This is a genomic window from Kribbella sp. NPDC020701, from assembly GCF_055562215.1.
Genome location: NZ_JBVHFT010000006.1, coordinates 398,496 through 422,191 on the forward strand (window position 1 = coordinate 398,496; position 23,696 = coordinate 422,191).

General features: G+C 68.0%; 20 protein-coding genes. 8 read left to right on the top strand and 12 right to left on the bottom strand.

Annotation, left to right across the window (positions count from 1 at the left end):
* Positions 1 to 227: 227 nt before the first annotated feature.
* Together ACZ3HV_RS17505 and ACZ3HV_RS17510 are read right to left on the bottom strand one after the other, a co-directional pair.
* Positions 228 to 698, bottom strand: a complete 471-nt coding sequence (locus tag ACZ3HV_RS17505; protein WP_465685434.1) for an alpha/beta fold hydrolase — start codon at positions 696 to 698, stop codon at positions 228 to 230.
* 15 nt (positions 699 to 713) lie between these two features.
* On the bottom strand, positions 714 to 1,436 hold the full coding sequence (locus ACZ3HV_RS17510; RefSeq protein WP_465685436.1) for a patatin-like phospholipase family protein: 723 nt from the start codon (positions 1,434 to 1,436) through the stop codon (positions 714 to 716).
* Between the two features lie 61 nt (positions 1,437 to 1,497).
* On the opposite strand from ACZ3HV_RS17510, the gene ACZ3HV_RS17515 reads away from it, so the two are divergent.
* Positions 1,498 to 2,097: a TetR/AcrR family transcriptional regulator gene (locus ACZ3HV_RS17515; protein WP_465685438.1), complete on the top strand. Its 600-nt coding sequence runs from the start codon at positions 1,498 to 1,500 to the stop codon at positions 2,095 to 2,097.
* Here the strand turns inward: ACZ3HV_RS17515 and ACZ3HV_RS17520 are convergent.
* Together ACZ3HV_RS17520 and ACZ3HV_RS17525 are read right to left on the bottom strand one after the other, a co-directional pair.
* Positions 2,094 to 4,073 (bottom strand): protein meaA, encoded by a 1,980-nt coding sequence (locus tag ACZ3HV_RS17520; RefSeq protein WP_465685440.1) that lies wholly within the window; start codon positions 4,071 to 4,073, stop codon positions 2,094 to 2,096. The two genes, ACZ3HV_RS17515 and ACZ3HV_RS17520, sit on opposite strands and share 4 nt — an antisense overlap.
* A gap of 74 nt (positions 4,074 to 4,147) precedes the next feature.
* Positions 4,148 to 4,462 carry an STAS domain-containing protein gene (locus ACZ3HV_RS17525; protein ID WP_465685442.1) on the bottom strand — a complete coding sequence of 105 codons (315 nt, stop codon included), beginning with the start codon at positions 4,460 to 4,462 and terminating at the stop codon, positions 4,148 to 4,150.
* A 171-nt stretch (positions 4,463 to 4,633) separates the two neighbouring features.
* Here ACZ3HV_RS17525 and ACZ3HV_RS17530 point away from each other — a divergent pair, with 171 nt between their 5' ends.
* The 4 genes from ACZ3HV_RS17530 (at position 4,634) to sppA (ending at position 8,772) form a co-directional block, all read left to right on the top strand.
* Entirely contained in the window at positions 4,634 to 4,924 is a 291-nt protein-coding gene (locus tag ACZ3HV_RS17530) for a hypothetical protein (protein ID WP_465685445.1), read from the top strand.
* Positions 4,925 to 5,079: 155 nt separating this feature from the next.
* Positions 5,080 to 5,712, top strand: a complete 633-nt coding sequence (locus ACZ3HV_RS17535) for an RNA polymerase sigma factor (protein WP_465685447.1) — start codon at positions 5,080 to 5,082, stop codon at positions 5,710 to 5,712.
* Positions 5,709 to 6,836, top strand: a complete 1,128-nt coding sequence (locus ACZ3HV_RS17540; RefSeq protein WP_465685449.1) for a CU044_5270 family protein — start codon at positions 5,709 to 5,711, stop codon at positions 6,834 to 6,836. Before ACZ3HV_RS17535 ends, ACZ3HV_RS17540 begins: the two co-directional genes overlap by 4 nt.
* Positions 6,837 to 7,119: 283 nt before the next feature.
* Positions 7,120 to 8,772, top strand: coding sequence for a signal peptide peptidase SppA (gene sppA / locus ACZ3HV_RS17545; RefSeq protein ID WP_465685451.1), 1,653 nt, complete (start codon positions 7,120 to 7,122; stop codon positions 8,770 to 8,772).
* Between the two features lie 2 nt (positions 8,773 to 8,774).
* Here sppA and ACZ3HV_RS17550 read toward each other — a convergent pair whose 3' ends face one another.
* On the bottom strand, positions 8,775 to 9,359 hold the full coding sequence (locus ACZ3HV_RS17550; RefSeq protein WP_360374001.1) for a cob(I)yrinic acid a,c-diamide adenosyltransferase: 585 nt from the start codon (positions 9,357 to 9,359) through the stop codon (positions 8,775 to 8,777).
* A gap of 49 nt (positions 9,360 to 9,408) precedes the next feature.
* Here ACZ3HV_RS17550 and murA point away from each other — a divergent pair, with 49 nt between their 5' ends.
* A complete protein-coding gene (murA, locus tag ACZ3HV_RS17555) occupies positions 9,409 to 10,695 on the top strand; it encodes a UDP-N-acetylglucosamine 1-carboxyvinyltransferase (RefSeq protein WP_465685453.1) in 1,287 nt (428 codons plus the stop codon).
* Between the two features lie 71 nt (positions 10,696 to 10,766).
* Entirely contained in the window at positions 10,767 to 11,936 is a 1,170-nt protein-coding gene (fabV, locus tag ACZ3HV_RS17560) for an enoyl-[acyl-carrier-protein] reductase FabV (protein WP_465685455.1), read from the top strand.
* On the opposite strand, the gene ACZ3HV_RS17565 is transcribed toward fabV, so the two are convergent.
* A complete protein-coding gene (locus ACZ3HV_RS17565; RefSeq protein ID WP_465685457.1) occupies positions 11,933 to 12,505 on the bottom strand; it encodes a CGNR zinc finger domain-containing protein in 573 nt (190 codons plus the stop codon). The genes fabV and ACZ3HV_RS17565 overlap by 4 nt on opposite strands.
* Before the next feature lie 80 nt (positions 12,506 to 12,585).
* On the opposite strand from ACZ3HV_RS17565, the gene ACZ3HV_RS17570 reads away from it, so the two are divergent.
* Positions 12,586 to 13,797: an MFS transporter gene (locus tag ACZ3HV_RS17570; RefSeq protein ID WP_465685459.1), complete on the top strand. Its 1,212-nt coding sequence runs from the start codon at positions 12,586 to 12,588 to the stop codon at positions 13,795 to 13,797.
* 31 nt (positions 13,798 to 13,828) lie between these two features.
* Here the strand turns inward: ACZ3HV_RS17570 and ACZ3HV_RS17575 are convergent, their stop codons facing one another.
* The 6 genes from ACZ3HV_RS17575 to ACZ3HV_RS17600 form a co-directional block, all read right to left on the bottom strand.
* Complete coding sequence (locus ACZ3HV_RS17575) at positions 13,829 to 16,330, bottom strand: DEAD/DEAH box helicase (RefSeq protein WP_465685461.1); 2,502 nt, start codon at positions 16,328 to 16,330, stop codon at positions 13,829 to 13,831.
* Positions 16,331 to 16,387: 57 nt separating this feature from the next.
* Positions 16,388 to 18,007 carry a type 2 periplasmic-binding domain-containing protein gene (locus tag ACZ3HV_RS17580; protein ID WP_465685463.1) on the bottom strand — a complete coding sequence of 540 codons (1,620 nt, stop codon included), beginning with the start codon at positions 18,005 to 18,007 and terminating at the stop codon, positions 16,388 to 16,390.
* Positions 18,004 to 18,936 (bottom strand): carbohydrate ABC transporter permease, encoded by a 933-nt coding sequence (locus tag ACZ3HV_RS17585; RefSeq protein WP_360379409.1) that lies wholly within the window; start codon positions 18,934 to 18,936, stop codon positions 18,004 to 18,006. The genes ACZ3HV_RS17580 and ACZ3HV_RS17585 overlap by 4 nt, the downstream gene beginning before the upstream one ends.
* Positions 18,933 to 19,976 (bottom strand): ABC transporter permease, encoded by a 1,044-nt coding sequence (locus tag ACZ3HV_RS17590; protein ID WP_465685465.1) that lies wholly within the window; start codon positions 19,974 to 19,976, stop codon positions 18,933 to 18,935. The genes ACZ3HV_RS17585 and ACZ3HV_RS17590 overlap by 4 nt, the downstream gene beginning before the upstream one ends.
* A 136-nt stretch (positions 19,977 to 20,112) precedes the next feature.
* Complete coding sequence (locus tag ACZ3HV_RS17595) at positions 20,113 to 22,248, bottom strand: DUF6351 family protein (protein ID WP_465685467.1); 2,136 nt, start codon at positions 22,246 to 22,248, stop codon at positions 20,113 to 20,115.
* Positions 22,249 to 22,261: 13 nt separating this feature from the next.
* Positions 22,262 to 23,689: a cellulase family glycosylhydrolase gene (locus ACZ3HV_RS17600; protein ID WP_465685469.1), complete on the bottom strand. Its 1,428-nt coding sequence runs from the start codon at positions 23,687 to 23,689 to the stop codon at positions 22,262 to 22,264.
* Positions 23,690 to 23,696 lie beyond the last annotated feature (7 nt).

The following is a 23,696-nucleotide window of genomic DNA, read 5'->3' on the forward strand; positions in this document are numbered from 1 at the left end:
GCGCGAACCAGGAGCACCGGCTTGCGGAATCCGCTCAGCGACTTCGCTGCAGCCACGGTGAACCTGTTGTCCACACTGACGACGAAGCGTTTGGCGTCTCGCCGGATCTGCCGGCTGGCGCGGATCGGCCGCAGGTAGGAGTCGAGGATCTCGACCGGTATACCGTTCTTGGCCAGCCAACCGAACGCGAACGGCTGCCGCTGCACCACCGGCAGCCGGAGAAGCCGTCAGGCCAGCCAGATCATGCCGGGCAGGCGTGCCAGCTTCGGCATCCGTGCGTACGGCTCGGGAGAGAAGGCCTCGAACGCGTCGCACGGAGTGAGCACTACACGGCCGAGCCGCTCCGGATGGTCGGCCATCAAGATCTGCGTGAGTGCCCCGCCGGTGTCGTTGGCGACCACGGTGACATCAGTCAGGTCGAGCTCGGCAAGGAACTCCGCGATCAGGCCGGCGACCCCGGAGGGCGTCAGGTCGGCTTCGTCCGGCATCGGCACCCGGTGTGCGCCGAGCGGCCAATCCGGGGCGATGCAGCGAAACCCCGCGTCGGCGACGGCCGGAACCACCTTGCGCCACAGGTTGGCATTGACCAGCAGGCCATGGACGAACACAACCGGCGGACCCGACCCACGCTCGGCGTACTCGACCTGGCCGCTCGGCAACTCAACGGTCCTGCCTGCACCAAGGGCTGCGTCGCGCATGCCGGTCTCCTTCTCTCAGAGTGCCACTTGGACGGCGGGCGCGAGTACGTCGAGTGCGGCGCGGGACGGAGGTGACTGGGTCTCATCCAGGCGCCGGGTGCGCAAGGCAACGATGTGCGTGGCCTGCTGCGCGAGAGCCGTGCGTACGGGCGTCCCTTCGCTCAGCCCGGCGTCGACGTACGCACATCCGTCGATCTCGACCGGTTCGCCGGCGAGGAGCGGCATCGCCGCCGACGCACGCAGCGCAGCCTGCAGGCTCAGCTGGTCGTGAATGTGCCCGTGCAGGTCGACGCCCTTGCCGGTCAAGGCGTCCGTGGCCATCGGGTGGAGCTCGACAGGGCTGTCGAGGATCTCCTGGAACCCCATCGGCATGATCTCGGTGTAGACGGTGTGCACGAGATAGCGAGTGTCCACCACGGGCCGCCGGCGATGCAGGACACGTCGCGGGTTGATGGTCGTCCCCATGATCATGGGATCCCACCAAGCGTGCATCGTGCTCTCAGCGCGACCGCACACCAGCCACGCCGCGTTCAGCGCTCCGGCGGAACTTCCGTAGACGGCATCGAACAGCGGCAACAACCCCAGCTGCTCGATGGCGATCGTCATCCCGCTGGAGTAGGCACCACGCGAGCTCCCGCCCTCGACCAGCAGCACCAGGCGTGCATCGTCGCGGCGATGGCCGGGAACGCTTCCCTGTTCCCTACGATCGCGCAGCAACTGAAGGACAGCGTCGGTCACCGCTCCTTTATACACTGTTTTGTATCATCGTTCCATAACGCTGATCTGCTACGGTCGGAGCGTGCCCCGGCCGAAGCAACGCACCGAAGCTCTCCAGGAGCGCGGATTGGCGAGCGCGCTGGCGGTGCTCGACGAGGAGGGCGTGGGAGGCCTGACCACGCGGACCGTCGCCCGCCGCGCGAACGCCTCCGTTCCGGCGATCTACGAGGTCTTCGGCGACAAGGCGGGTCTCGTCCGGGCGGTCTTCTTCGAGGGATTCCGGATGCTGGGAGACAACCTCGCGGCGCTGCCCCCGACCACGGACCCGGTCGGGGCCCTTCGCCGGCTGGCCGACGCGTTCCGCGCATTCATCCTGGCGAATCCGGTGCTCGCCCAGGTCATGTTCTCCCGACCGTTCGCCGACTTCGATCCCACGAAGGACGAAGCCAAGGCCGGCGTCAAGGTGCGCAAGATCTTCGTCCAGCACGTCCGCGACGCCGTCGACGCCGGCCGCCTGTCCGGCGACCCGACCGACCTCGCCCTCATCCTCTTCACCTTCGTCGAGGGCCTCGCCGCAGCCGAGAACGCCCACCGTCTCGGCACCTCAAAACAATCCACCAACCGCCGCTGGCACCTCGCCCTCAACGCCCTGCTCAAGGGCTTCCAGCAAGGTGCGCGCTAGAGCTTGTTGGCTTGTCTGATGACGTCGACGACGTTGGACATCATGCCGGTGAGGTCGTAGTCCTTGGGGGTGTAGACGGCGGCTACACCGGCTGCGGTCAGCGCTTTGGCGTCCGCGTCGGGGACTATGCCGCCTACTACTACGGGGACGTCTTCCAGGCCGGCAGCGCGGAGGCCCTTGACTACTTGGGGGACCAGTTCCATGTGGGATCCCGAGAGGATGGAGAGGCCTACGCAGTGGACGTCTTCGGCGACTGCGGCGGCGACGATCTGGTCGGGAGTCAGGCGGATGCCTTGGTAGATGACCTCGAAGCCGACGTCGCGGGCGCGAACCGCTACCTGTTCGGCGCCGTTGGAGTGGCCGTCGAGACCGGGCTTGCCGACCAGGAGGCGCAGGCGACCGCCTAGCTCGGAGGAGGTGGTGGCGACCTTCGAACGGACCACAGCGATCGCCTCACCGCCGCCGGAGACGCCGACCGATCCGGAGACCCCGGTCGGTGCGCGGTACTCGCCGTACATCTCTCGCAGAACACCGGCCCACTCCCCCGTGGTCACGCCGGCACGAGCGCACTCCAGCGTGACGGGCATGAGGTTGTCGGTGGTCTTGGCGGCGGCCCGCAACTTGGTCAGTGCGGCGTCGACGGCCGCGTCGTCGCGCTCGGCCCGCCACTTCCGCAGTGACTCCAACGCGGCTGACTCAGCAGCCGGATCGACAGTCTGGATGGCGGTGTCGAGGTCCGCGGTCAGTGGCGACGGTTCGGTGTTCTCGAACTTGTTGACACCAACGACAACCTGTTCACCGGACTCGATCCGCTGCCGGCGTTCGGCATGGGAGGCGACCAGCGCCTTCTTCAAATAGCCGCTTTCGACAGCCGCGACCGCACCGCCCATCGCTTGCACACGGTCGATCTCCTCGAGCGCACCGGCGACCAGTTCGTCGACCTTCGCCTCGATCACGTGCGATCCGTCGAAGATGTCGTCGTACTCGAGCAGGTCCGACTCGTACGCGAGTACTTGCTGCATGCGCAGCGACCACTGCTGGTCCCACGGGCGGGGCAGGCCGAGCGCCTCGTTCCAGGCCGGCAGCTGGACCGCGCGGGCCCTGGCGTTCTTGGAGAGCGTGACGCCGAGCATCTCGAGCACGATCCGCTGGACGTTGTTCTCCGGCTGCGCCTCGGTCAACCCGAGCGAGTTCACCTGTACGCCGTACCGCAGGCGGCGAGCCTTCGCGTCGGTCACGCCGTACCGGTTCAGCGTCAGGTCGTCCCAGAGCCGGACGAACGCGCGCATCTTGCAGGTCTCTTCGATGAACCGCACCCCGGCGTTCACGAAGAACGAGATCCGCTGGACCACGTCACCGAACCGCTCCGGCGGCACCTGACCCGCATCCCGGACCCGGTCCAGTACGGCGATCGCCGTCGAGATCGCGAACGCGAGCTCCTGGACCGGAGTCGCGCCGGCCTCCTGCAGGTGGTAGCTGCAGATGTTGATCGGGTTCCACTTCGGGATGTTGGCGACGGTGTACGCGATCACGTCGGTGGTCAGCCGCAGCGACGCGTCCGGCGGGAACGCGTACGTGCCGCGGGACAGGTACTCCTTGACGATGTCGTTCTGGGTCGTCCCGGTCAGCTCGTCGGGCAGCGCGCCCTGCTCCTGCGCGGCGACCTGGTACAGCGCGAGCAACCACATCGCGGTCGCATTGATCGTCATCGACGTGTTCATCTGCGCGACCGGGATCTGGTCGAACAGCGCGCGGACGTCGCCGAGATGCGCGACCGGTACGCCGACTTTCCCGACCTCACCCTTGGCCAGCGGGTGATCCGCGTCGTACCCGGTCTGGGTCGGGAGATCGAACGCGACCGACAGGCCGGTCTGGCCCTTGGCCAGGTTCCGTCGGAACAACGCGTTCGACTCCGCCGCGGACGAGTGGCCCGCGTACGTCCGCATCACCCACGGTCGATCCTTCTCGGTCGCCATGTACCCGAGAGTAGGACTGTGTTCCCTTGTGAGTCCCTCCCTCGTGACGGGTGTCACCAGGGCCCACGTCACACTCAGGCGCTGATCGGCAGGGGACTGCGTTCGACGTGCAGGATGCGGTGCAGGCGGGTGACCGCGAGGATGCGGATGACCGAGGGCATCGGGTGCCAGAGCACGAGCTGGCGGCCGAGCTGCTGGGTCCGGCGGTGGGTGGCGACCAGCAGGCCGAGGCCGGTCGCGTCGACCGCGTCGACCGTCTCCAGGTCGACGAAGACGTCGCCGACAGAAGTGTCGATCAGGTTGTTCAGGGTCTGCCGGACATCGCCGACGGAGCGGACGTCCAAGATGCCGGTCAGGTGTACGACGTTGTCGTGGGTCGGTGCGAGCATGTCCGTGCCCTCCGCTCTTCCGGCGGCCCCCGAGTCATCGGCCGCGTGGCAGCGTTTGTGTTGGTAAAGACTCCCTGGCGACACGGAAGGTTGCCAAGACCTCACGATCTTTCTTTTCGCGAGACAATGGTGTCCGTGGTCGGTGGTGGAGAGTACTTCGTATTTCCGTTCGTGGCTATCGCCCTGGCCGGACTGATGGTACTGCTCTGTCGCTGGGCTTTCTCGAAGGCGAAGGGCGGGTCGCTGGTTCGGCGGGTCGATCTCGGTCCTGCGGAGCACGACGCCTTCGGGCTGCTCGTCGACATCCGCACCGTGCGCTCGTACAACGAGGCCCGGGTCACGGTGTCGAGGCTGAAGGACTTCGGCATCAAGGCGACCGCGGCGCGCACCAAGGACGGCTGGAGCGTCTACGTCTGGCCGAAGGACGAGGCCGCCGCGCGCGGACTGCTCGACGCTTCCTGACTCTTCACCCATTTCTCCCCCGGTGTCCTCCGGAGAGCGCTCTCGCGCGTCCATCTCCCGGCAGCTCGGGGATTTCGGGGTACGAGAAGGGGTCTGGGGACATCGGACAAGAACAGGGTGAGCCGACCGGCTGCGCACCACGCGTGAGGAGTTCGATGACGCCCGACCTGGCCCTGGCGACCCTCGCGTTCCCCGGTCGGCCGCGGACTGCCGCCGTACCCGCTGACACCGCACGAGACTCCGATGCCGATGCCGATGGGCGGGCGCTGGAAGCGTCGGTAGGGGAGCCGGATCGCTTCACGGTGATCTTCGACCGGTACTTCGGTCAGGTGCACGGGTACGTCGCCCGCCGACTGGGGACCGATGTCGCCGACGATCTGGCCGCGGAGACGTTCCTGATCGCGTTCCGGCAGCGGGAGCGGTTCGACCGGCGGAACGGGGTGGTGCGGGCCTGGCTGTACGGCATCGCGACGAACCTGATCCGCCGGCACCGCCGCGACGAGGTGCGCGCCTGGCGGGCGCTCGCGAAACTGCCGTTACAGATCCCGGCGAGCGCCCCCGAGGACCGGATCGCCGCTCAGGTCACCGCCCAGGGAGCGAGTCGTGAGCTCGCCGCCGCGCTCGCCACGCTGAACGCCAAGGATCGCGAGGTGCTGCTGCTGGTGGCTCTCGGCGACCTCACGTACGACGAGGTCGCGGCGGCGCTCGGGATCGCGTACGGCACCGTCTGCTCCCGCCTGTCCCGAGCCCGCCGCACTCTCCGCACGCACCTCGAGGACCCGTCATGAACGAGTTCGAGCACCTTCGCCGCGCATTCCCGCAACAGGACGCGCCGACTCCTGAGGCAGCCGCCGCCGCGCGGCAGCAGGTGGAGGCGTTGATCCGCGAAGCGAAGTCCGGCAAGCGTCGTGTGGTCAGGGTCGCTCGGGCGGGGTGGGTCGGGACGGCTGTGACGGCCGCGACCGCGGTGGTGGCTGTGGCTGGACTTGGTGGGGCGCTGCTGGCCGGTGGCGGCGGGGACGGAGACGCGGTCGTGCCTGGCGCCGGTGGGACGACGACGGCGCCACGGCTGGTGACGGCGGCACAGGTGCTGATCGCGGCGGCCATGCGGCAGGAAGTGGACGAGAAGGTCTCGGGGAAGTTCTTCCGGGTGCGGAGCCTGCAGGTCAGCGCCACGACCCGGGTGGGGAACCCGGAGTACACGCTCGAACGGCGATCCATCACCGAGAGCTGGATGCCGATGAAGCCCGGCGTCGAGTCGTGGTTCGGCTGGGTGAACCTCGCGTACCGCCCGGCGACCGTGAACGACGTCGCGAAGTGGCAGGCCCAGGGATCACCGCAGTCCTGGAAGCTGCCGTACGAGGTGGACCCGATCAGCACGAAGGACGGGGAACCGGTGGTCAACAAGATGTCGTTCCGCGACGTCCCGCCCGGCTACTACCTGACCGGTGACAGACCGCTGACCGCCCAGCAGATCGCGGCGCTGCCGACCGACCCGATCGCGCTCCGCGGGGTGCTCGCCAGGAGCGTCGGCCCGCGCGAGACCGCGGACGAGCGGAACTACGCCGTCTTCGCCGCGGCCGGCCGGCTCCTGTTCGAGATGCCGTCGCCGCCGAAGCTCCGCGGCGCCGCCCTCCGCGTGCTCGCGGCCCTCCCCGGCACCCAGATCCGCGCCGGCGTGAAGGATCCCATCGGCCGCGTCGGCACGGAGATCACCCTCACCGCGGACCTGTCGAAGGCCAGCGGCGGCAGGACGTTCCTGTTCGCGGGCGGCGCTTCGTACATCATCGATCCCGCCACCGGCCGCCTGCTCAGCTCGTCGGTCGCCGGGCCGAAGCCCGGTTCCACCGTCGTCCTCGAATCCGGCTGGACCGACGACCGGCCGACTCCGCCCTCCCCAGCCGTCCGCTGAGCGGTCAAAAGCGTGCCGGAACGGCGAGACTACGTGTACGGCGCCAAGGAGCACTCCTTCCTGTACGGCTTGCACACCAACGGCTCGCTCTACCGCTACACGGTGACGACCGCACCCAAGTCCCTCGGTTCGGCACCCGCTTGGCTCTCTGCCGAGCGGGGGCAGGTCTTTTGTGGCGGGTCTAGGTCGTGTCTGGTAGTCCCGCGCCGTAGCGAGCAGGTGCTTGGTGCGGTAGCTCGGCGCAGTAGGCGCGGGACTACCAGACACGGCCTAAGGTCGGAGTATGGCGACTCTGCTCGAGCTGGATCTGACCCGCGGTGTCCTCGAGACGCCGCCCGCCTCACCGGTGGCGGCGTTCCGCGCCCGTCATCTGCCGACGCTGCGGGAGCTGGTGGCAGCTCTGCGGAAGGGAGCCCGCGACGACGCGGTCGTCGGCGTGGTCGCCCATCTGGGCGGTCAGCGGCTGTCGCTGGCCCAGGTGCAGGACCTGCGCGAGGCAGTCGCCGACTTTCGTACGTCGGGAAAGCCCGCGGTCGCGTGGACCGAGTCGTTCGGGGAGACCGGCTACGGCACGGTCCCGTACTACCTGGCCACCGCGTTCGACGAGATCTGGGTCCAGCCGTCCGGCGATCTCGGCATCACCGGTGTGTCGGTGCAGGCGGTCTTCATCCGCGGTGCGCTCGACAAGGCCGGGGTGATCCCGCAGTTCGGCAAGCGGCGTGAGTACAAGACCGCCGCGGACACGTTCACCGAGAAGGAGATGACCGCTCCGGCCCGTGAGATGGCGTCGCGGCTGGCGGAGTCGGCGTACGAGCAGATCGCCGAGGGGATCGCCGTACGACGGCGTCTGGACACCGCACGCGTGCGTGAGCTCGTGGACAGCGCACCGCTGCCCGCCCAGGCCGGACTGGACGCAGGCCTCGTCGATCGGCTCGGCTATCGCTCAGACGTGTACGACGAGCTTCTGAAGCAGCTCGACTACGACACGCGGCTGCTGGCCGAGCGGTACATCCGGCGTGGTCCGCGCACTCTGCAGGACGTGCGCAAGACACTCCCGTGGCCGGCCAAGCCGCTCGTGGCCGTCGTCCGTGTCTCCGGTGGCATCACTGTGGGGCGCAACTCCAACAGCCCACTAGGCGGGCCGGGGTCCGGCTCAGACACGGTCGGTGCCGCCCTGCGAGCGGTGGCGGACAACGACAAGGTCAAGGCCGTCGTACTGCGGGTCGACAGTCCGGGTGGTTCGTACGTCGCGTCGGACGCGATCCGGAACGAGGTCTTGCGGCTGCGGTCGACCGGTCGTCCGGTGATCGCGTCGATGGGCAGTGTGGCGGCCTCTGGTGGGTATTTCGTGGCGATGCCGGCCGATGTGATCGTCGCGCAGCCAGGCACGATCACAGGTTCGATCGGTGTGCTGACCGGCAAGGGCGTCGTCCGCGATGCGCTGGCGCGGGTCGGGATCTCGCAGGAGGCCGTGTCCGAGGGTGAGAACGCGCGGATGTACTCGGCGCAGGAGGAGTTCACCGACGAGCAGTGGGCGCGGCTGGAGGAGACACTCGACCGCATCTACAAGGACTTCGTCGCCAAGGCGGCCCAGGACCGCGGGCTGCCCGAGGAGCAGCTGGAAGCGCTCGCCCGCGGCCGGGTCTGGACCGGTGCCGACGCACACGCCCGCAAACTCGTCGATGAGCTCGGCGGCTTCCAGCACGCCCTCACACTGGCCTGTAACCGAGCCGGTCTGGACCGCGACGAGATCGCGCTGGCCACCGTGCCGCATCGCAACCTGCTGGACCAGCTCCGCGCACCGACAACGACGGACGACCTGGCCGTCACGTCGCAGCCGTTGACGATTGACGGCCTGACCGCCGGTCTCTACAGCGCTCTGGGCCTGCCACCTGCCGGTCTGCTGCGGATGCCGCTCAACTGGGAGCTGGGCTAGAACTAGGGCGTCCGTTCGCCGCCGGGGATCCAGAGGACGTCGCCGCCGGAGGAGAGGTTGGCGACGCGGCCGAGGATGAAGAGCAGGTCGGACAGGCGGTTCAGGTACGTGATGGCGAGCAGGTTGACCGACGGGCCGTGCGCTTCGACGGCGGTCCAGCCGGCCCGCTCGGCCCGGCGGACCACAGCGCGGGCGACATTCAGGTAGGCGGCGCCCTCGGTGCCGCCGGGCAGGATGAACGAGCGGAGTTTCGTCAGCCGCCCGTTGTAGTCGTCGCACCAGCCCTCGAGCCGGTCGATGTACTCCTGGGTGATGCGCAGCGGCGGATACTCCGGATTCGGCGTGATCGGGTTGCACAGATCGGCGCCGACGTCGAAGAGGTCGTTCTGGATCCGGGTCAGCAGCACCACCAGCGTGCTGTTCAGGTGTCCGGCCGCGATCGCGACACCAATGGCCGAGTTCGCCTCGTCCACCTCGCCGTACGCCGCCAGCCGCGGATCGGTCTTCGAGGTCGTCGAGTTGTCGCCCAGGCGGGTCTCGCCGGCGTCACCGGTGCGCGTGTAGATCCGCGTCAAGTTCACTGCCATGCGAGGACTCTACGCATAGCCCGCTACCGTCAAACGCTACAGTCGACCGGTGGAACGGTTTCGGATCGCAGGTGAGGCCAGGCTCGAAGGAGCCGTCGAAGTCGCCGGGGCGAAGAACAGTGTGCTCAAGCTGATGGCGGCTGCCCTGCTGGCGGAGGGCCCGACGACACTGCGCGGCGTACCGGGGATCCTCGACGTCACGTTCATGGCCCAATTGCTGGACACCCTCGGGTGCTCGGTGAAGGTGAACGCGGACGATCAGATCGCGACCATCGCCGTACCGCATGAGATCGGGCACCAGTGCGACTACGAGCTCGTGCGCAAGCTGCGGGCATCGATCTCGGTGCTCGGACCGCTGCTGGCCCGCTGCGGTCAGGCGGAGGTCGCGCTGCCGGGCGGCGACAACATCGGCTCCCGCGGGCTGAACATGCACGTCGCCGGCCTGGAGTCGATGGGCGCGAAGGTGCACATCGAGCACGGTTTCGTGATCGCCGAGGCACCGCAGGGCCTGCACGGCGCCGAGGTCTGGCTGGACTTCCCGAGCGTCGGTGCGACCGAGACGATCATGATGGCCGCGGTGATGGCCCGCGGTACGACGATCATCGAGAACGCCGCGCGGGAGCCGGAGATCCAGGACATCGCCGCGATGCTGGTCGCGATGGGCGCCCAGATCGACGGCGCCGGCTCGCCGCGGATCGAGGTGACCGGTGTGAACGGTCTGCTCCGGCCGGTCGACCACACCGTGGTTCCGGACCGGATCGTGTCCGGCAGTTGGGCGTTCGCGGCGGCGATCACCAAGGGCGATGTCACGATCACGAACGGCCATGCCGAGCACCTCGAGCTGCCGCTGGACAAGCTGCACAAGGCCGGCGCGGAGATCAGCGTGCTGACGTCCGGTTTCCGGGTCCGGATGCACGACCGGCCGAAGCCGGTGGACGTGGTGACGCTCCCCTACCCCGGCTTCGCGACCGATCTGCAGGCCTTCGTGATCGCGCTGAACGCGGTGAGTGACGGCGCGGCGATGGTGACGGAGAACCTCTTCGAGGGCCGCTTCACCTTTGCGCAGGAGCTGACTCGGCTCGGGGCACAGATCCAGACCGACGGTCATCACGCCGTGGTCCGCGGGGTTCCGCGGCTTTCCGGTGCTCCGGTCGTGGCCAGCGACATCCGGGCCGGCGCGGCGCTGGTGCTCGCCGGGCTCGCGGCCGAGGGTGAGACGCTCGTGTCCGCGGCGCACCACGTGCACCGCGGCTACACCGACTTCGCCGGCAACCTGCGCCGCCTCGGCGCGGACGTCACCGTCGAGCCGGACGACGCGGAACTGTACTGGAACTGACCCCACCTTTTCGGCGCATTCTTCCGGCACTCCGCCCTGGTTAGCCGATTCGGCGGGTTAGGGTCGTCGGCATGAGTGAGCGTGTGGTCAAGCCCGTGGGCCGTGGATTCCTGTTCCTGGACTCGCATCCAGCCGGTTGTGCTCAAGTGGTCCGCGATGTGGCCGGCCAGGTCGAGCGTCGCAGGCCGGAACGCCGGACCGCGCTGGTGATCGGGTCCAGCTCGGGCTACGGACTGGCCACGACGATCGCGGGTCTAGCGCGCTACGGGATCGATGGGATCGGCGTGTGCTTCGAGAAGGCACCTACTGCCCGGCGGACCGCGACGGCCGGCTGGTATCGGACGGCCGAGACCGCCGCGCTCGCGGCCGAGCTCGGCCGGGACTTCCGGTTCGTGAACGCGGACGCCTTCGCGGACTCCACGAAGACGGAGGTCCTCGAGCTGATCGCCGAGCGGTGGGGTGGGATCGACCACCTGATCTACAGCGTCGCCGCGCCGCGTCGGGTCGATCCGCGCAACGGTGAGACCTACCAGTCGGCGATCAAGGCGATCGGCTCCGCGCACACGACCAAGAGCCTCGCGTTCGACGACGGTGAACCGGTCCTCCAAGAGGTCGGGATCGAGGTCGCCACCGACGACGAGATCGCCCAGACGATCAAGGTGATGGGCGGCGAGGACTGGTCCCGCTGGATCTCCGCCCTCGAGGTGCGCGATCTGCTGAAGCCCGGCTTCAACACCGTCGCGCTCACCTACATCGGCTCCGAGCTCACCGGACCGATCTACCGCCAGGGCTCGATCGGCGCCGCGAAGGCCGACCTCGAGCACACCGCGCTGACTTTGAGCAAGGACGGCGTCCAGGCGATGACCTCGGTGAACGGCGCCGCCGTCACCCAGGCATCGTCAGCGATTCCCGGTATCGGCCTCTACGTCAGCCTTCTCCACAAGGTTCTGGGCGACGGCTTGCAGACCCCGGTCCAGCAGTCGATCGCGCTGTGGGACCAACTCACCGGCGCGACTCCCCTGGACCTGGACGACGAAGGCCGCATCCGCCTCGACCGCTGGGAACTGAACGACGAGACCCAGAACGCCGTCCGCGCTCAATGGGAGTCCGCGACGCAGGACAACATCGCAGACGTCGCGGATACGGCGTGGTTCTTCGCCGAAGTGCGCCGCCTGTACGGCTTCGACGTACCTGGGGTCGACTACGAGGCTCCGGCCGAGGTTGACGTCGACTGGCCCTAACCTCGGGCGCGGTACTTTCGCATCTTGTTGCGGGAGCCGCAGAGGGACATCGTGCACCAGCGGCTGCGGCCTGCCGGGCTGCGGTCGTAGTAGACCCACCGGCAGGTGTCGGCGGCGCATGCCTTGAGTCGTGGCCAGTTGCCGGCCACGACGGAGGCGCTGATGTCAGCGGCCAGCCGGGCGACCAGGGCCTGCACGTTGCGCAGCCCGTCGGCTGGGCGGATCGTCGCGCCTCCGTCAGCTGCTAGCGCCAGAGTCAGTGGCGCCTCGGCCAGCAGTCGGTCGAGAACCGCCAGGGACGCGGCCGGTACGTCGACCCCGGCGTGAGCCTGGCAGACGTCGCGGATCGCCTCACGGAGCATCAGCACCTCATCGAGGTCGGCCTGGTCGAATCGCAGGTCGGGCAGTCCGTGGCCGGCACAGAACGTGCTCAGGTCCGCGGGCTTCGTCAGGACGTCCCGCTCCATCTCCAGGTCGACGGTGTTGACCAGGTCCTGGACGAGCACCAGCGGCTCCGGAGCCGGGGTGCGCTCGCCTGGCTGGATCACGGTTGCCACGTTACTGCTCATAGGGCATGATCCGGTAACGGTTACCCGATAAGGCTGAGTATCGGTAACGACCAATTGATGAGGCGGAGGCAGCGGCACCAGTGGACGGCGACTTCAAGCGGTTCTGGGCGGGGCAGACGATCTCCGCGGTCGGCACGCACGTGACGGCGGTCGCGCTGCCGCTGACCGCGGCACTCACGCTGGACACGGGCGCCGCCGGTGTCAGCGCGATCGCGACCGCGAGCTACCTCCCCAGCGCGGCGCTGCCCCTGCTGGCCGGGCATTGGCTGGAGCGCCGGCGCAAACGCGGCGTCATGATCGCGACCGATCTGATGCGCGCGGCCGCGATCGCGATCGTCCCGCTCGCCTGGGCCTTCGACCAGCTCACGCTGCCGTTGCTCGTCGTGGTCGCGTTCGTCGTCGGCGCGGCGAGCGTGGTGTTCGACATCGCGTCGTTCGCCTACCTCCCGGACTTCGTCCCCGAGCACGACCTACCGGCCGCCAACCGTGCATTGCAGGGCTCGTCGACGGCAGCGCAGGTCGGCGGCCCCGGCCTGTCCGGTCTCCTCGTGCAACTCCTCGGCCCGGCCATCGCGCTCCTGGTCGACGCGATCTCCTACCTGGCCAGTGCGACAGGCATCGCGTCCGCGCGACGTCCGGAGTCACCACCGCATGCGACCGACGAACGACCGGGGCTATGGGAGGGCGTGCGCCAGATCAAGGTCAGCCCGTTCCTCCGATCGCTGACCGCGCACGCGGCCCTCTACAACGCCTCCGCGCAGATCCTCGTCGTCAACCTCGTCATTCTCGCCGTCAAGGAACGCGGCCTCTCCGCCGGCGGCTACGGCATCGCCCTCAGCGCGGGTGGCGCCGGCGCCTTCGTCGGCGCGATGCTCGGCCTCCGCCTGGCCAAACGACTCGGCTACGGACGTGCCTTCGCCGCCTCCCTCATCCTGTCCACCGGACTGCCGCTGCTGCTGGCGTTCATCCCCGGCCGCGGCCTGCAGTACGGCGTAGTTCTCGGAGCGATTCAGTTCCTTGCCGGCATCGGTCTCGGCAGTGCGAACGTGCTGTCGGTGACGATCCGCCAACTGCTGATCCCTCGCACGGCGCTTGCCCGGAGCAACGGTGCCTACCGCACCTTCACCTTCGGTGTGCTCCCGATTGGCGCGGCGCTGGGCGGCGTACTCGGCAGCACATTCGGCACCACGGCGGCCGTCGCCGTCGGCACGGCGGGCATCGCGTTGTCCGCGCTGCCGATGCTCGTCCGAGAAGTCAGAACCCTGGAGACCCCGGTCACCACAGCCGCCTGAACGCCGGCGACTGGCCGCTCACCCCGTGTGCTTACAACGGTTTGAAGGAGGCCAACGCCATCACCAGGTCGCCGGCTTCGTCGGAGGCGGCGAGGTCGACGGAGGCGGAGATGCGCCAGTCGTGGTTGCCTTCAGGGTCGTCGATGATCTGCTGGACTTCCCAGTACCCAGGGTGTTCCTCGATCAGGAACAACGCCGGACCACGGGCCGCCGGGCCGGTGCCGACCACGTCGTGCTCGGCGTAGTACGCCGTACCCGCCTCGGCCCAGCGGGCGGCGTCCCAGCCTGACTCGCTGTCGAGCAGGCCCAGCTCGGCCCAGCGGTGCAGGGCGAGGAGCTCGACGCGGCGGAACATCGCGTTGCGGACGAGGACCCGGAAAGCCCTGGTGTTCAAGGTGATCCGGCGCGGACCGGTCGGCGTGACCTCGGCCTCCGGCTCGTCGGTGGGGTTGGTCAGCTCCTCCCACTCGTCGAGCAGGCTGGAGTCGGTCTGCCGGACCACTTCGCCGAGCCACTCGATCAGGTCGGTGAGATCCTCGTTCACCTTGTCCGGTGGCACTGTCTGCCGCAGCGCCTTGTACGTGTCGCTCAGGTAGCGCAGTACGACGCCCTCCGAGCGCGCGAGCCCGTAGAACCCGATGAACTCACCGAACGTCATCGCCCGCTCGAACATGTCCCGGACCACGGCCTTCGGCGACAGCCCGGTGTCCGCGATCCACGGATGGGTCTGCCGGTACATCTCGAAGGTTGCCTCGAGCAACTCGTTGAGCGGCTTCGGCCAGGTGACGTCCTCGAGCAGTTCCATCCGCTCGTCGTACTCGATCCCCTCGGCCTTCATCGCGTTCACGGCCTCGCCCCGGGCGTGGTGCTCCTGCGCCCACAGCACCGCCCGCGGATCCTCCAGCGTCGCCTCGACGATCGACACCACGTCGAGCGCGTACGACGGATCGGCCGGATCGAGCAGGTCCAGCGCGGCCAGCGCGAACGTCGACAGCGGCTGGTTGAGGCTGAAGTCCTTCTGCAGGTCGACGGTCAGCCGCAGGGTCCGGCCGTTCTCGTCGGGTTCGTCCAGCCGCTCGACCACGCCGGCCGTGAGGAGCGTCCGGTAGATCTGGATCGCGCGCCGGATCAGCCGGACCTGGACCTTGGCGTCCTCGTGGTTGTCGCGGAGCAGGTGCCGCATGCTCTCGAACGCGTTGCCGTCGCGGGCGATGACGTTGAGCAGCATCGCGTGGCTGACCCGCATGCGCGACTGCAGCGTCTCCGGCTCGGCCGCGACCAGCCGGTCGAACGTGTCCTCGCCCCAGGTGACGAACCCCTCCGGCGGCTTCTTCCGCTGCACCTTGCGCTGCTTCTTCGGATCGTCGCCGGCCTTGGCCAGCGCCTTCACGTTCTCCACCACGTGATCCGGCGCCTGGACGACGACCGTTCCCGACGTGTCGTATCCGGCCCGGCCGGCCCGGCCCGCGATCTGGTGGAACTCTCGCGCCTTCAGGATCCGCTGCCGGCGTCCGTCGTACTTGCTCAACGCCGTCAGTACGACGGTTCTGATCGGGACGTTGATGCCGACACCCAGGGTGTCGGTGCCGCAGATGACCTTTAGCAGGCCGGCCTGGGCGAGTTGCTCGACCAGCCGGCGGTACTTCGGCAGCATGCCGGCGTGGTGGACGCCGATGCCGTGCTTGACCAGCCGCTGCAGGGTCCGGCCGAAGCCCTTGCTGAACCGGAAGTTGCCGATCAGCTCGTTGAGCTTCTCCTTCTCCTCCTTCGAGGAGACGTTGATACTCATCAGTGCCTGGGCGCGCTCGAGAGCGGCGGCCTGGGTGAAGTGGACGACATACACCGGGGCCTGGTGGGTAGTGAGGAGCTCCTCGAGCGTCTCGTGCAGCGCGGTGGTGACGTACTTGTAGATCAGCGGCACCGGGCGCTCGCCGGACGCGACAATCGCAGTCGGGCGGCCGGTCCGCCGGGACAGGTCGATCTTGAACCGCTCGACATCACCGAGGGTCGCGGACATCAGCACGAACTGGGCGTTCGGCAGCTCCAGCAGCGGAACCTGCCACGCCCAGCCACGGTCGGGCTCGGAGTAGAAGTGGAACTCATCCATCACCACCTGGCCGACGTCGGCGGCCGCGCCCTCACGCAGCGAGACGTTGGCCAGCACCTCGGCGGTGCAGCAGATGATCGGCGCGCCCGCGTTCACCGACGCGTCGCCGGTCAGCATGCCGACCTTGTCCGCCCCGAACACATCACACAGCGCGAAGAACTTCTCCGAAACCAGCGCCTTGATCGGCGCGGTGTAGAACGTCCGCTGCCCGTTCGCGAGCGCGGCGAAGTGCGCGCCGGTGGCGACCAGGCTCTTCCCGGACCCGGTCGGCGTCGACAGGATCACGTTCGATCCCGTCATCACCTCGATCAACGCCTCTTCCTGCGCCGGATACAACGAGATCCCCTGCTCACCCACCCACCGCGCGAACGCGTCGTACAGGTCATCAGGCTCAGTAGTCCCCGGCACTTGCTCAGTCAGCGTCATCGCCACCCATTGTCCCTGACGGGTCCGGGCCGGGGCGAGGACGCCCCGGCCCGGCGGTTACTTGCGGCCTTGGATTGACATGGCTTCTTCGTATTCGTGGCGGATGGCGTCGCCGCCGGATTTGCGCCAGTCTGCGACGGCCTTGTCCCAGGAGGCGACGTCGGCACGGCCTAGCTGGATGTCCTTGGTGGTTGCGTCCAGTCGGCTGTCGAGGACCTTGCCCTTGGTGGACTGGGTCGGTGAGTAGAGGCCGTACGTCGGCGGCAGGATCGCGGTCGGCAGGATGGCCTTGAGGTGGTTGTAGGCCACGTCGACCGCCTCGGGGTGACCCGGGAAGTAGACCGGGTAGCCCCCGTCGGCCAGGTACTGGATCGGGAACTCCCCCAGACAGACCTCACTCCCGCCGGCCTCGGTCAGCTTGGGATCGGTGCCGGTCAGCGTGTAGTGCCGACCGGGCAGCCCGAACTTACGGAACAGGTACTCCTCGGTGCCGAACGGCGCGGCCATCCAGTTCAGCACCCCCAGCAGCATCCGGGTCCGCTCCGGCGAACTGGGCTTGATCGCCGCGATGGAGTTGATCGGCTTGCCCAGCAGGAACCGGCCTGTCTTCCCGGCGTCATCACGGACGACGGGGATCGAGATGGCGAAGGACTTCACCACACTGCGCCGGTAGAAGCTCTGGATCGAGGAGTACGTGTCCTGCGTCATCACCGCGGAGCCCTGGCTGAACCAGACCTTCTGGTTGTTCTTCGCGATCCCGTCGGGATGGATCAGCCCACCGGCCGACATCTGCCGGGTGACCTTGAGCATCTCCTTGTGCTCCGGAAGCTCCCGGCTGTGCAGCAGCCGACCGTCGCGAACCTCCCAGTCGTTCGGCAGCCGCAGCATCGCGCCCAGCGCCGCCGTCGGCGGAACCGCGAATGCCCACCGGTTCTTCTTCTCGTCGGTCACCGCCTTGGCGACCGCGAGCAACTCGTCCACGTCGGGCGACCCGAGCTCTACCCCGAGCTGATCGAGGAGATCCTGCCGCGCCAGCAGCAGGTTGGACGACATCACCCCGCGCTGGATCGGGACCGCCCGGATCCCGCCGGAGTACACGCACCCACGCCAGGCGTCCGGGGCCAGGTTGGCCAGGAACGGGTAGTCGAGGATCGCGTCGCCGGACAGGTACTCGGTCAGGTCCTGCCCCCGTGCCTCGAGGAACTGCGGCAGATACGCGAACCCGCTGTCGACGTTGAACAGATCACCGAGGGTGTCGCCGGCCACGGCTGTCGCGAACTTGTTGGGGTAGTCGGTAGCCGAGGTGATCGTCAGCTCCAACGGTGACCCGAGCCGGCGGTTCAGCTCCTGCCAGTACGGGTTGCGGTCGGCAGTCGGTGGGATCGGGTTCGACGTCGGAGCGGACCCGGACACATCGCTGCCATCGCCGGGTGCGCCGTCGGTGACCCGGGCCGGCTCGGCCGGGAACCTGTAGAAGCAGTCCGGCATCAACGGATGAGACCGCGGCAGGTCCGGCTTCGGTCCGTCGAACCGCTTGTACGTCGGTAGCGCCACGGGCCTGTTCAGAGCCGCGATATCGGTCGACCTGGTGACCGTACTGCAGCCGGTCAGACCACCGACGCCGGCCGCGGCAGCCAGCGACCCACCGAGGAGTGTCCTTCTGCTGATCGGTGTCATCCCTTCACCGCCCCGGTCAGCATTCCCTTGGCGAAGTGCCGCTGGAGGAACGGGTACACGATCAGGATCGGTACCAGCGAAACCACCAGGATCGCCATCTGGATCGACTCCTGCGGCGGAAGCTGGTCGGCCGCCGCACCACCGAGATCACCACTGCTGAGCTCGGTGTTGTTGATGACGTACGTCCGCAGCACCAGTTGCAGCGGCCATTTCGCGGTGTCGCTGATGTAGAGCATCGCGTTGAAGAACGCGTTCCAGTACCCGACCGCGTAGAAGAGGCCGACCACCGCGAGGACCGCCCGGGACAGCGGGAGGACCACCGACCAGAAGATCCGGAAGTCGCCGGCCCCGTCGATCCGGGCCGAGTCGAGTACCGAGTCCGGTATCGCCATGAAGAACGAGCGGAGGACGATCACGTTGAAACCGTTGATCGCGGTCGGCAGCACCAGGGCCAGCAGTGAGTCGAGCAGCCCGAACTCCTTCACCACCAGGTAGTTCGGGATCAGCCCCGGGCTGAACAGGATGCTGAACAGGACGATCATCAGGATCGGCCGCTGCCCGAAGGAACCCGGCCGGCTCAGCGCGTAGGCCAGCATGGTGGACCCGGCCAGGCTGACCAGCGTGCCGGCGGAGGTGATGACGACGCTGACCAGCAGCGCCCGCAGCACCACACCCCCGTTGAAGATCGAGCGGTAGGAGTCCAGGTTGATGCCGTCCGGCCACAGAACGAAGCCGCCGGAGTTGGTGACATGGGCCTGGCTGGCAATGCTGGTCGAGATCACGCCGATGAACGGGATGATCACGACCGCGCAGCACAGCAGCAGCACGATGCCCTTGAGCGCCCGCGTCGGAATCGCGGGGCCGTCGTCGATCTGCTTCGGCCTGCGGTCGGTACCGGGCGGCCGGATGACGTTCGTCTGGGTACTCATGATTTCCGGTACACCCCCGCCTCGCCGAAGATGTGCGCAACCTTGTTGGCGCCGATCACCAGGGCGACGCCGAACAATCCTTTGACCAGGCCCACCGCGGCCGATACACCCCATTGGCCCGCCAGTACGCCGTTGTTGTAGACGTAGGTGTCGAGCACTTCGCTGGCCGGTCTACCCACCAGGCTCTGCTGCAGGATGATCTGCTCGAAGCCGACGGTGAGCGAGTCACCGAGCCGCAGGATCAGCAACAGGATGATCAACCCGCGGATGCCCGGCACGGTGACGTGCCACAGTTGCCGCATCCGCGACGCTCCATCGACCCGAGCGGCCTCGTACAGCCCGGTATCGATCTGCGTCAGCGCCGCCAGGAACAGGATCGTTCCCCAGCCGGTGTCCTTCCAGATCACCTGGCTGGTGAGCAGCGTGATGAAGCTGTCGGGGTTGCCGAGGAAGTCGATCGTGTCGATGCCGTGCGATCGCAGGACATTGTTGATCAGGCCACTACCACCGAGGATCTGCTGGAAGATCGCGATCACGATCACCCACGACAGGAAGTGCGGCAGGTACAGCACCGACTGGACGACGCGCTTGATCCGCTCCGACAGCAGGCTGTTCAGCAGCAGTGCCAGTGCGATCGGCGCCGGGAAGACGAAGATCACCTGGACCAGCGTGATCAGCAGAGTGTTCTTCAGCGCGTTGAGGAACTCCTGGTCGCCGTTGAAGATCACCGCGAAGTTGTCCAGACCGACCCACGCGCTGCGTCCGAGCGGTACGAACGGCAGGTACTCCTGGAACGCGATCAGATTGCCGAGCAACGGCAGGTAGTGGAAGGCGAGCATCAGCGCCAGGCCGGGCAGGGCCATCAGCAGCAGGATCTTGTCCCGCCGTGCTCGCGCCCACCAGGACAGGCCCTGTTTGGATGGACGGGCGGATCTCTTCGGTACGGCCGGACCCGGTGGCCCGGAGCCGGCGGCACCGGCTGGGTCGACCCGGGTGGATCGGGTGGTTTCGGGGCTGAGAACTTCTTCTGCTCGGGACACGCCTCACTCCCTGCGTCATCATCGGCGCCCTCTGGAGAGCGCTTTCCGTTCCCCCCTGTTCGATCTTGTCGTGTCTTGGGGGATGTCGCAGCTTGAGCGGAGCGTCATCCGAATATCGGACGACGCACACCGGTAATCAGCGGGGGAGGGTGAGCCAGGTGCCGGCGAGTGGTTGCTGACCGATGCCCGGCTTGGAGTAGTCGCACACGCCGCCGGGGAAGATCGTGTGCAGGCGGGCCCACTGGGCGTCGGTGAAGGATGGGTAGTCGGACCGGACCGGGTCGTGCAGCTGGCACTTGATGACGTCCGCGGCCACCCCGGCGCCGGCGACCTCGCGCGGGAACGACGCCGACGGGAACAGCTGCTCACACCGCGATGCCGGGTTGCGGTCGAGTGGCTGCGCGATGAACCCCGAAGGCCCCCGGCACCCTTCCTTCAGCCCCGACGGCCGCGCGGCGACGATCTTCGCGATGCGCGGGCGGGACGACCCGTCCGCGGCCAATCGGGTCAGCCAACGATCCATCGAGTCGACCGCGTGTTGCACCAGCGGGCTGTCGGTGCTGAACAGGCCGTACTTCGCGTCCTCCAGCAGGCTGACCTGGTTGGCCGCCGTACCGTTGGCCTTCTCCAGCCGGGCGCGCATCGAGAACGTGTGGTACCGGACGTGGATGTCGCCGTACGACTGGGAGTCGAAGTACGCGCGGTAGTCGATGATCGGCACGTCCTTCAGCCCTCCCCCGCCGCTGGTCAGCCGACCGGTCCGGTACGCCGCTTGCACGGCCTGTGGATCGGCAACCGTCCGGGCCGGCACGAGGTTGGCGTCCACGTCGAAGCCGCCGATCCGCTCGTTCAGATCGAGGAACTGGTCCACCGCGATGACCCCGGACTTCAACACGCTGAGCCCGTACTGCACGCCGACGTTGTCCAGCGGCCGCCGGGCGAACCCGGTCGCCGGATCAGCGCCGTACGCCGTGATCGTGTGGTCGTAGACATCGCAGCGGACGCCGTGCGGGTTCCCGACCGGGTCGTAGCGTTGCGCCGGCGGGATGATGCCGCAGTTGCGGCGCGGGTCGATCCGGCCGGCGCTGATCGCCATACTCGGCAGCGTCGCGTACGTCGCGAAGCCGGCGACCTGCCGTTTTTGCTCCTGGGTCCAGGGCACGGTCGTCCGCGCGGTGAAGTACGAGTCCAGCAGCCAGGCGTCGCTGATGAACGTCACGGTCCCGAAGCCGACGTCGGGGAACGAGCAGCCGACGATGATGCCGTCGAAGATGCCCGGGTAGTTGTCGGTGATCTGGTGTGCCTGGTACGAACCACCGGAGCAGCCGAAACCAACCGTGTAGTCGGGACGGCCGTAGTGCTCGACGAAGAGTTCCTTCGTCATCATCGCCGACTCGGCCGCGGTCAGGTCGTTGCAGTTCTGGCCGAAGACGTTCAGCGAAGAGGACATCAGCGCGTAGCCGCGGCCGAGCAGGAAGGCGTCCGTCACACCACCGGTCGTGCTGCCCGAGCGGTACCAGCCGCCCGCGCATCCACCGCCGAGCGTGAAGATCGCCCGCCCGTTCCAGCCCGGCGTACGCCGCACAGGTGCAGGAGCCGGATCGTTCAATGGATCGTGCAGCATGCTGGTCTGGACTACGGCCCGGTCGGCGCTGCCGGTCTCCATCCGCACGATGAACGGAACGCGCCGACCGAGCGAGGTCTTCGTGTGTGCCAGGTCGGCCGGGTACGACGTGGCACCGGCTGGCCACGCCGCCCACTGACCAGCGGTTGTTCTGTAGCAGTAGTCGACGCGCGACCTGACCGTGCAGTCGGCGTCGAGTGGGGCGCCCAGCGTGCCGCCGATCACCGGGATGGTGAACTGCGCGGTCTCGCAGACAAAGGGTTGCTGGTGTGGGCCGGAGAAGACCGGCCCCTGGCGTGGATAGTTGCGGACATCGAGGCGTGCGGTGGACCCGTCGGGCGCGGCGGCCCGCAAGGTGTTCGGGCCTGACCGCATGCTCCCGACCAGACCGACCAGCGACTGCTTGTCGACGGTGAAGGACGAGGTCACGTCCTTGCCGTTCAGCTCGACCTTCACCTCACCGGGCGGGACCTGAGCCGGTACGGCGACGCGCACCAGCGCGTCGCCTCCGGTCACGAAGTCCGGACGGCTCGAGAGGATCTCCAGCGCCAACCGACTGGACGCCGCGGCTGGAGTCAACGGGGCCACGACAGCGAGGAGGCAGGCGAGTACCACGAGCAGACGACCGGCTGATCGGGAGCGGTTCACGGGTCCTCCAAGATCAGTGGGCGGCGACCTCGTAGACGCGGGCGATGTCAGGGGTGGTGCTGGACGGATCGGTGATGGTCAGGCGGAGCTGGTCGACGGTCGCGGACGGGCCGGGCATGGAGACCAGAGATCGGGTGTTACCGGTGACACTGCCCAGCTGGACCCAGCCGGCCGCGGTGTGGGCCTCGACCCCGAACGCGGTCAGAACGGTGCCGGTGGCAACATTCGGAAAGCCGTACCCGCTGTAGACGTCGACCTGGTTCACCTCCTTGTACGAACCCAGATTCAGCGTCAGGACCGGTGCCGTGTCGCCCTCGGCGGACATCCAGCGTCCGCTGTCGATGCATGACCCGTCAACCGCCTTCGCCGCGCCGGACGAGGCGTCGTACGTCGAGGAGGCGGTGACGGTGGCGCCTCGGGCCAGGTGATCGGAGCACGGCGAGACCGCGGGAGCACCGGCCAGCCAGTCGCGGACGAAGGGGCCCTGGTACTCGCCGCTGAGCAGGTTCCAGTTCTTGTCGAACATCACCGGAGCCCAGAAGTTGTCGAAGATCCAGCCGAGCCAGCCGATCTGTGGGCGGGCGTCCAGGTACTGCCGCAGGGGCAGTCCCCAGCCGGAGGTCGTGCCTGCCGTGACGTTGTTGGCCGACGACGACGGATCCCAGCCGAACTCGGTCAGCACGACCGGCAGCGTCGCGGCGGCATTGCCGAACTTCGGGTCGAGGTTGGTCGCGGTCGCCGGACCCTGGTTCGGGTAGAGGTGGTAGACGTAGGCGATGTTGCCGCCGGTGATCGGGGCCGTCAGGGCACCGTTCAGCCGGGTGCTCCAGGACGGGCTGCCCATCAGGATCACGTTGGACGCGACGGACCGGATCGAGTCCACGACCGGCTGGATGTACGACTTCCAGGTGGCCCAGTTGTCCGGCGCGATCGGCTCGTTGAACACCTCGAAGAGCACGTTCGGGTTGTTCGCGTAGCGCGGGGCGATGAAGTCCCAGAACCCCTTCACGTCCGACTGCGGTACGGCGCCGGCCGCGTCACCGTAGTTGCGGACCAGGTGCAGGTCGATGATCACGTAGAGACCCTTGGCCACCGCGTGGTCGACGTACGGCTTGATGTAGGTGGCGTCGTAGGCGTTCAGGTCCTTGCCGATCGCCTCGGTGACCAGGAGGCGGAGGATCTTGGAGTTCCAGCCGTTCGACACGGTCATGTCGATCAGGTCGTTGATCGGCTTGTTGTTGCAGTCGGTGCAGACGGCGTTCTGCTCGGGGGCGATGACGGAGACACCCTTGAGGGTGACGTTCGTGCCGGCGCTGTTCTTGATGTGGTTGCCGTCGGTGTGGAGGGCGGGGAGGGCGGCCGTCTGGGCCGAGGCATTCACCAGGGTTACCGCGGACAACAAGAGGGCAGAGCACAGGGCTAGGGCGGACTTCCTGAGCACGGCGGTT

Bases quoted from the DNA above. Each gene is read 5' to 3' on its own strand.
- sppA (WP_465685451.1), top strand. From the start codon at position 7,120: ATGGCGACTCTGCTCGAGCTGGATCTGACCCGCGGTGTCCTCGAGACG.
- ACZ3HV_RS17505 (WP_465685434.1), bottom strand. From the start codon at position 698: ATGCGCGACGCAGCCCTTGGTGCAGGCAGGACCGTTGAGTTGCCGAGC.
- ACZ3HV_RS17575 (WP_465685461.1), bottom strand. From the start codon at position 16,330: ATGACGCTGACTGAGCAAGTGCCGGGGACTACTGAGCCTGATGACCTG.
- ACZ3HV_RS17580 (WP_465685463.1), bottom strand. From the start codon at position 18,007: ATGACACCGATCAGCAGAAGGACACTCCTCGGTGGGTCGCTGGCTGCC.
- ACZ3HV_RS17550 (WP_360374001.1), bottom strand. From the start codon at position 9,359: ATGGCAGTGAACTTGACGCGGATCTACACGCGCACCGGTGACGCCGGC.
- ACZ3HV_RS17585 (WP_360379409.1), bottom strand. From the start codon at position 18,936: ATGAGTACCCAGACGAACGTCATCCGGCCGCCCGGTACCGACCGCAGG.
- ACZ3HV_RS17535 (WP_465685447.1), top strand. From the start codon at position 5,080: ATGACGCCCGACCTGGCCCTGGCGACCCTCGCGTTCCCCGGTCGGCCG.
- ACZ3HV_RS17525 (WP_465685442.1), bottom strand. From the start codon at position 4,462: ATGCTCGCACCGACCCACGACAACGTCGTACACCTGACCGGCATCTTG.
- fabV (WP_465685455.1), top strand. From the start codon at position 10,767: ATGAGTGAGCGTGTGGTCAAGCCCGTGGGCCGTGGATTCCTGTTCCTG.
- ACZ3HV_RS17520 (WP_465685440.1), bottom strand. From the start codon at position 4,073: ATGGCGACCGAGAAGGATCGACCGTGGGTGATGCGGACGTACGCGGGC.
- ACZ3HV_RS17565 (WP_465685457.1), bottom strand. From the start codon at position 12,505: ATGAGCAGTAACGTGGCAACCGTGATCCAGCCAGGCGAGCGCACCCCG.
- ACZ3HV_RS17540 (WP_465685449.1), top strand. From the start codon at position 5,709: ATGAACGAGTTCGAGCACCTTCGCCGCGCATTCCCGCAACAGGACGCG.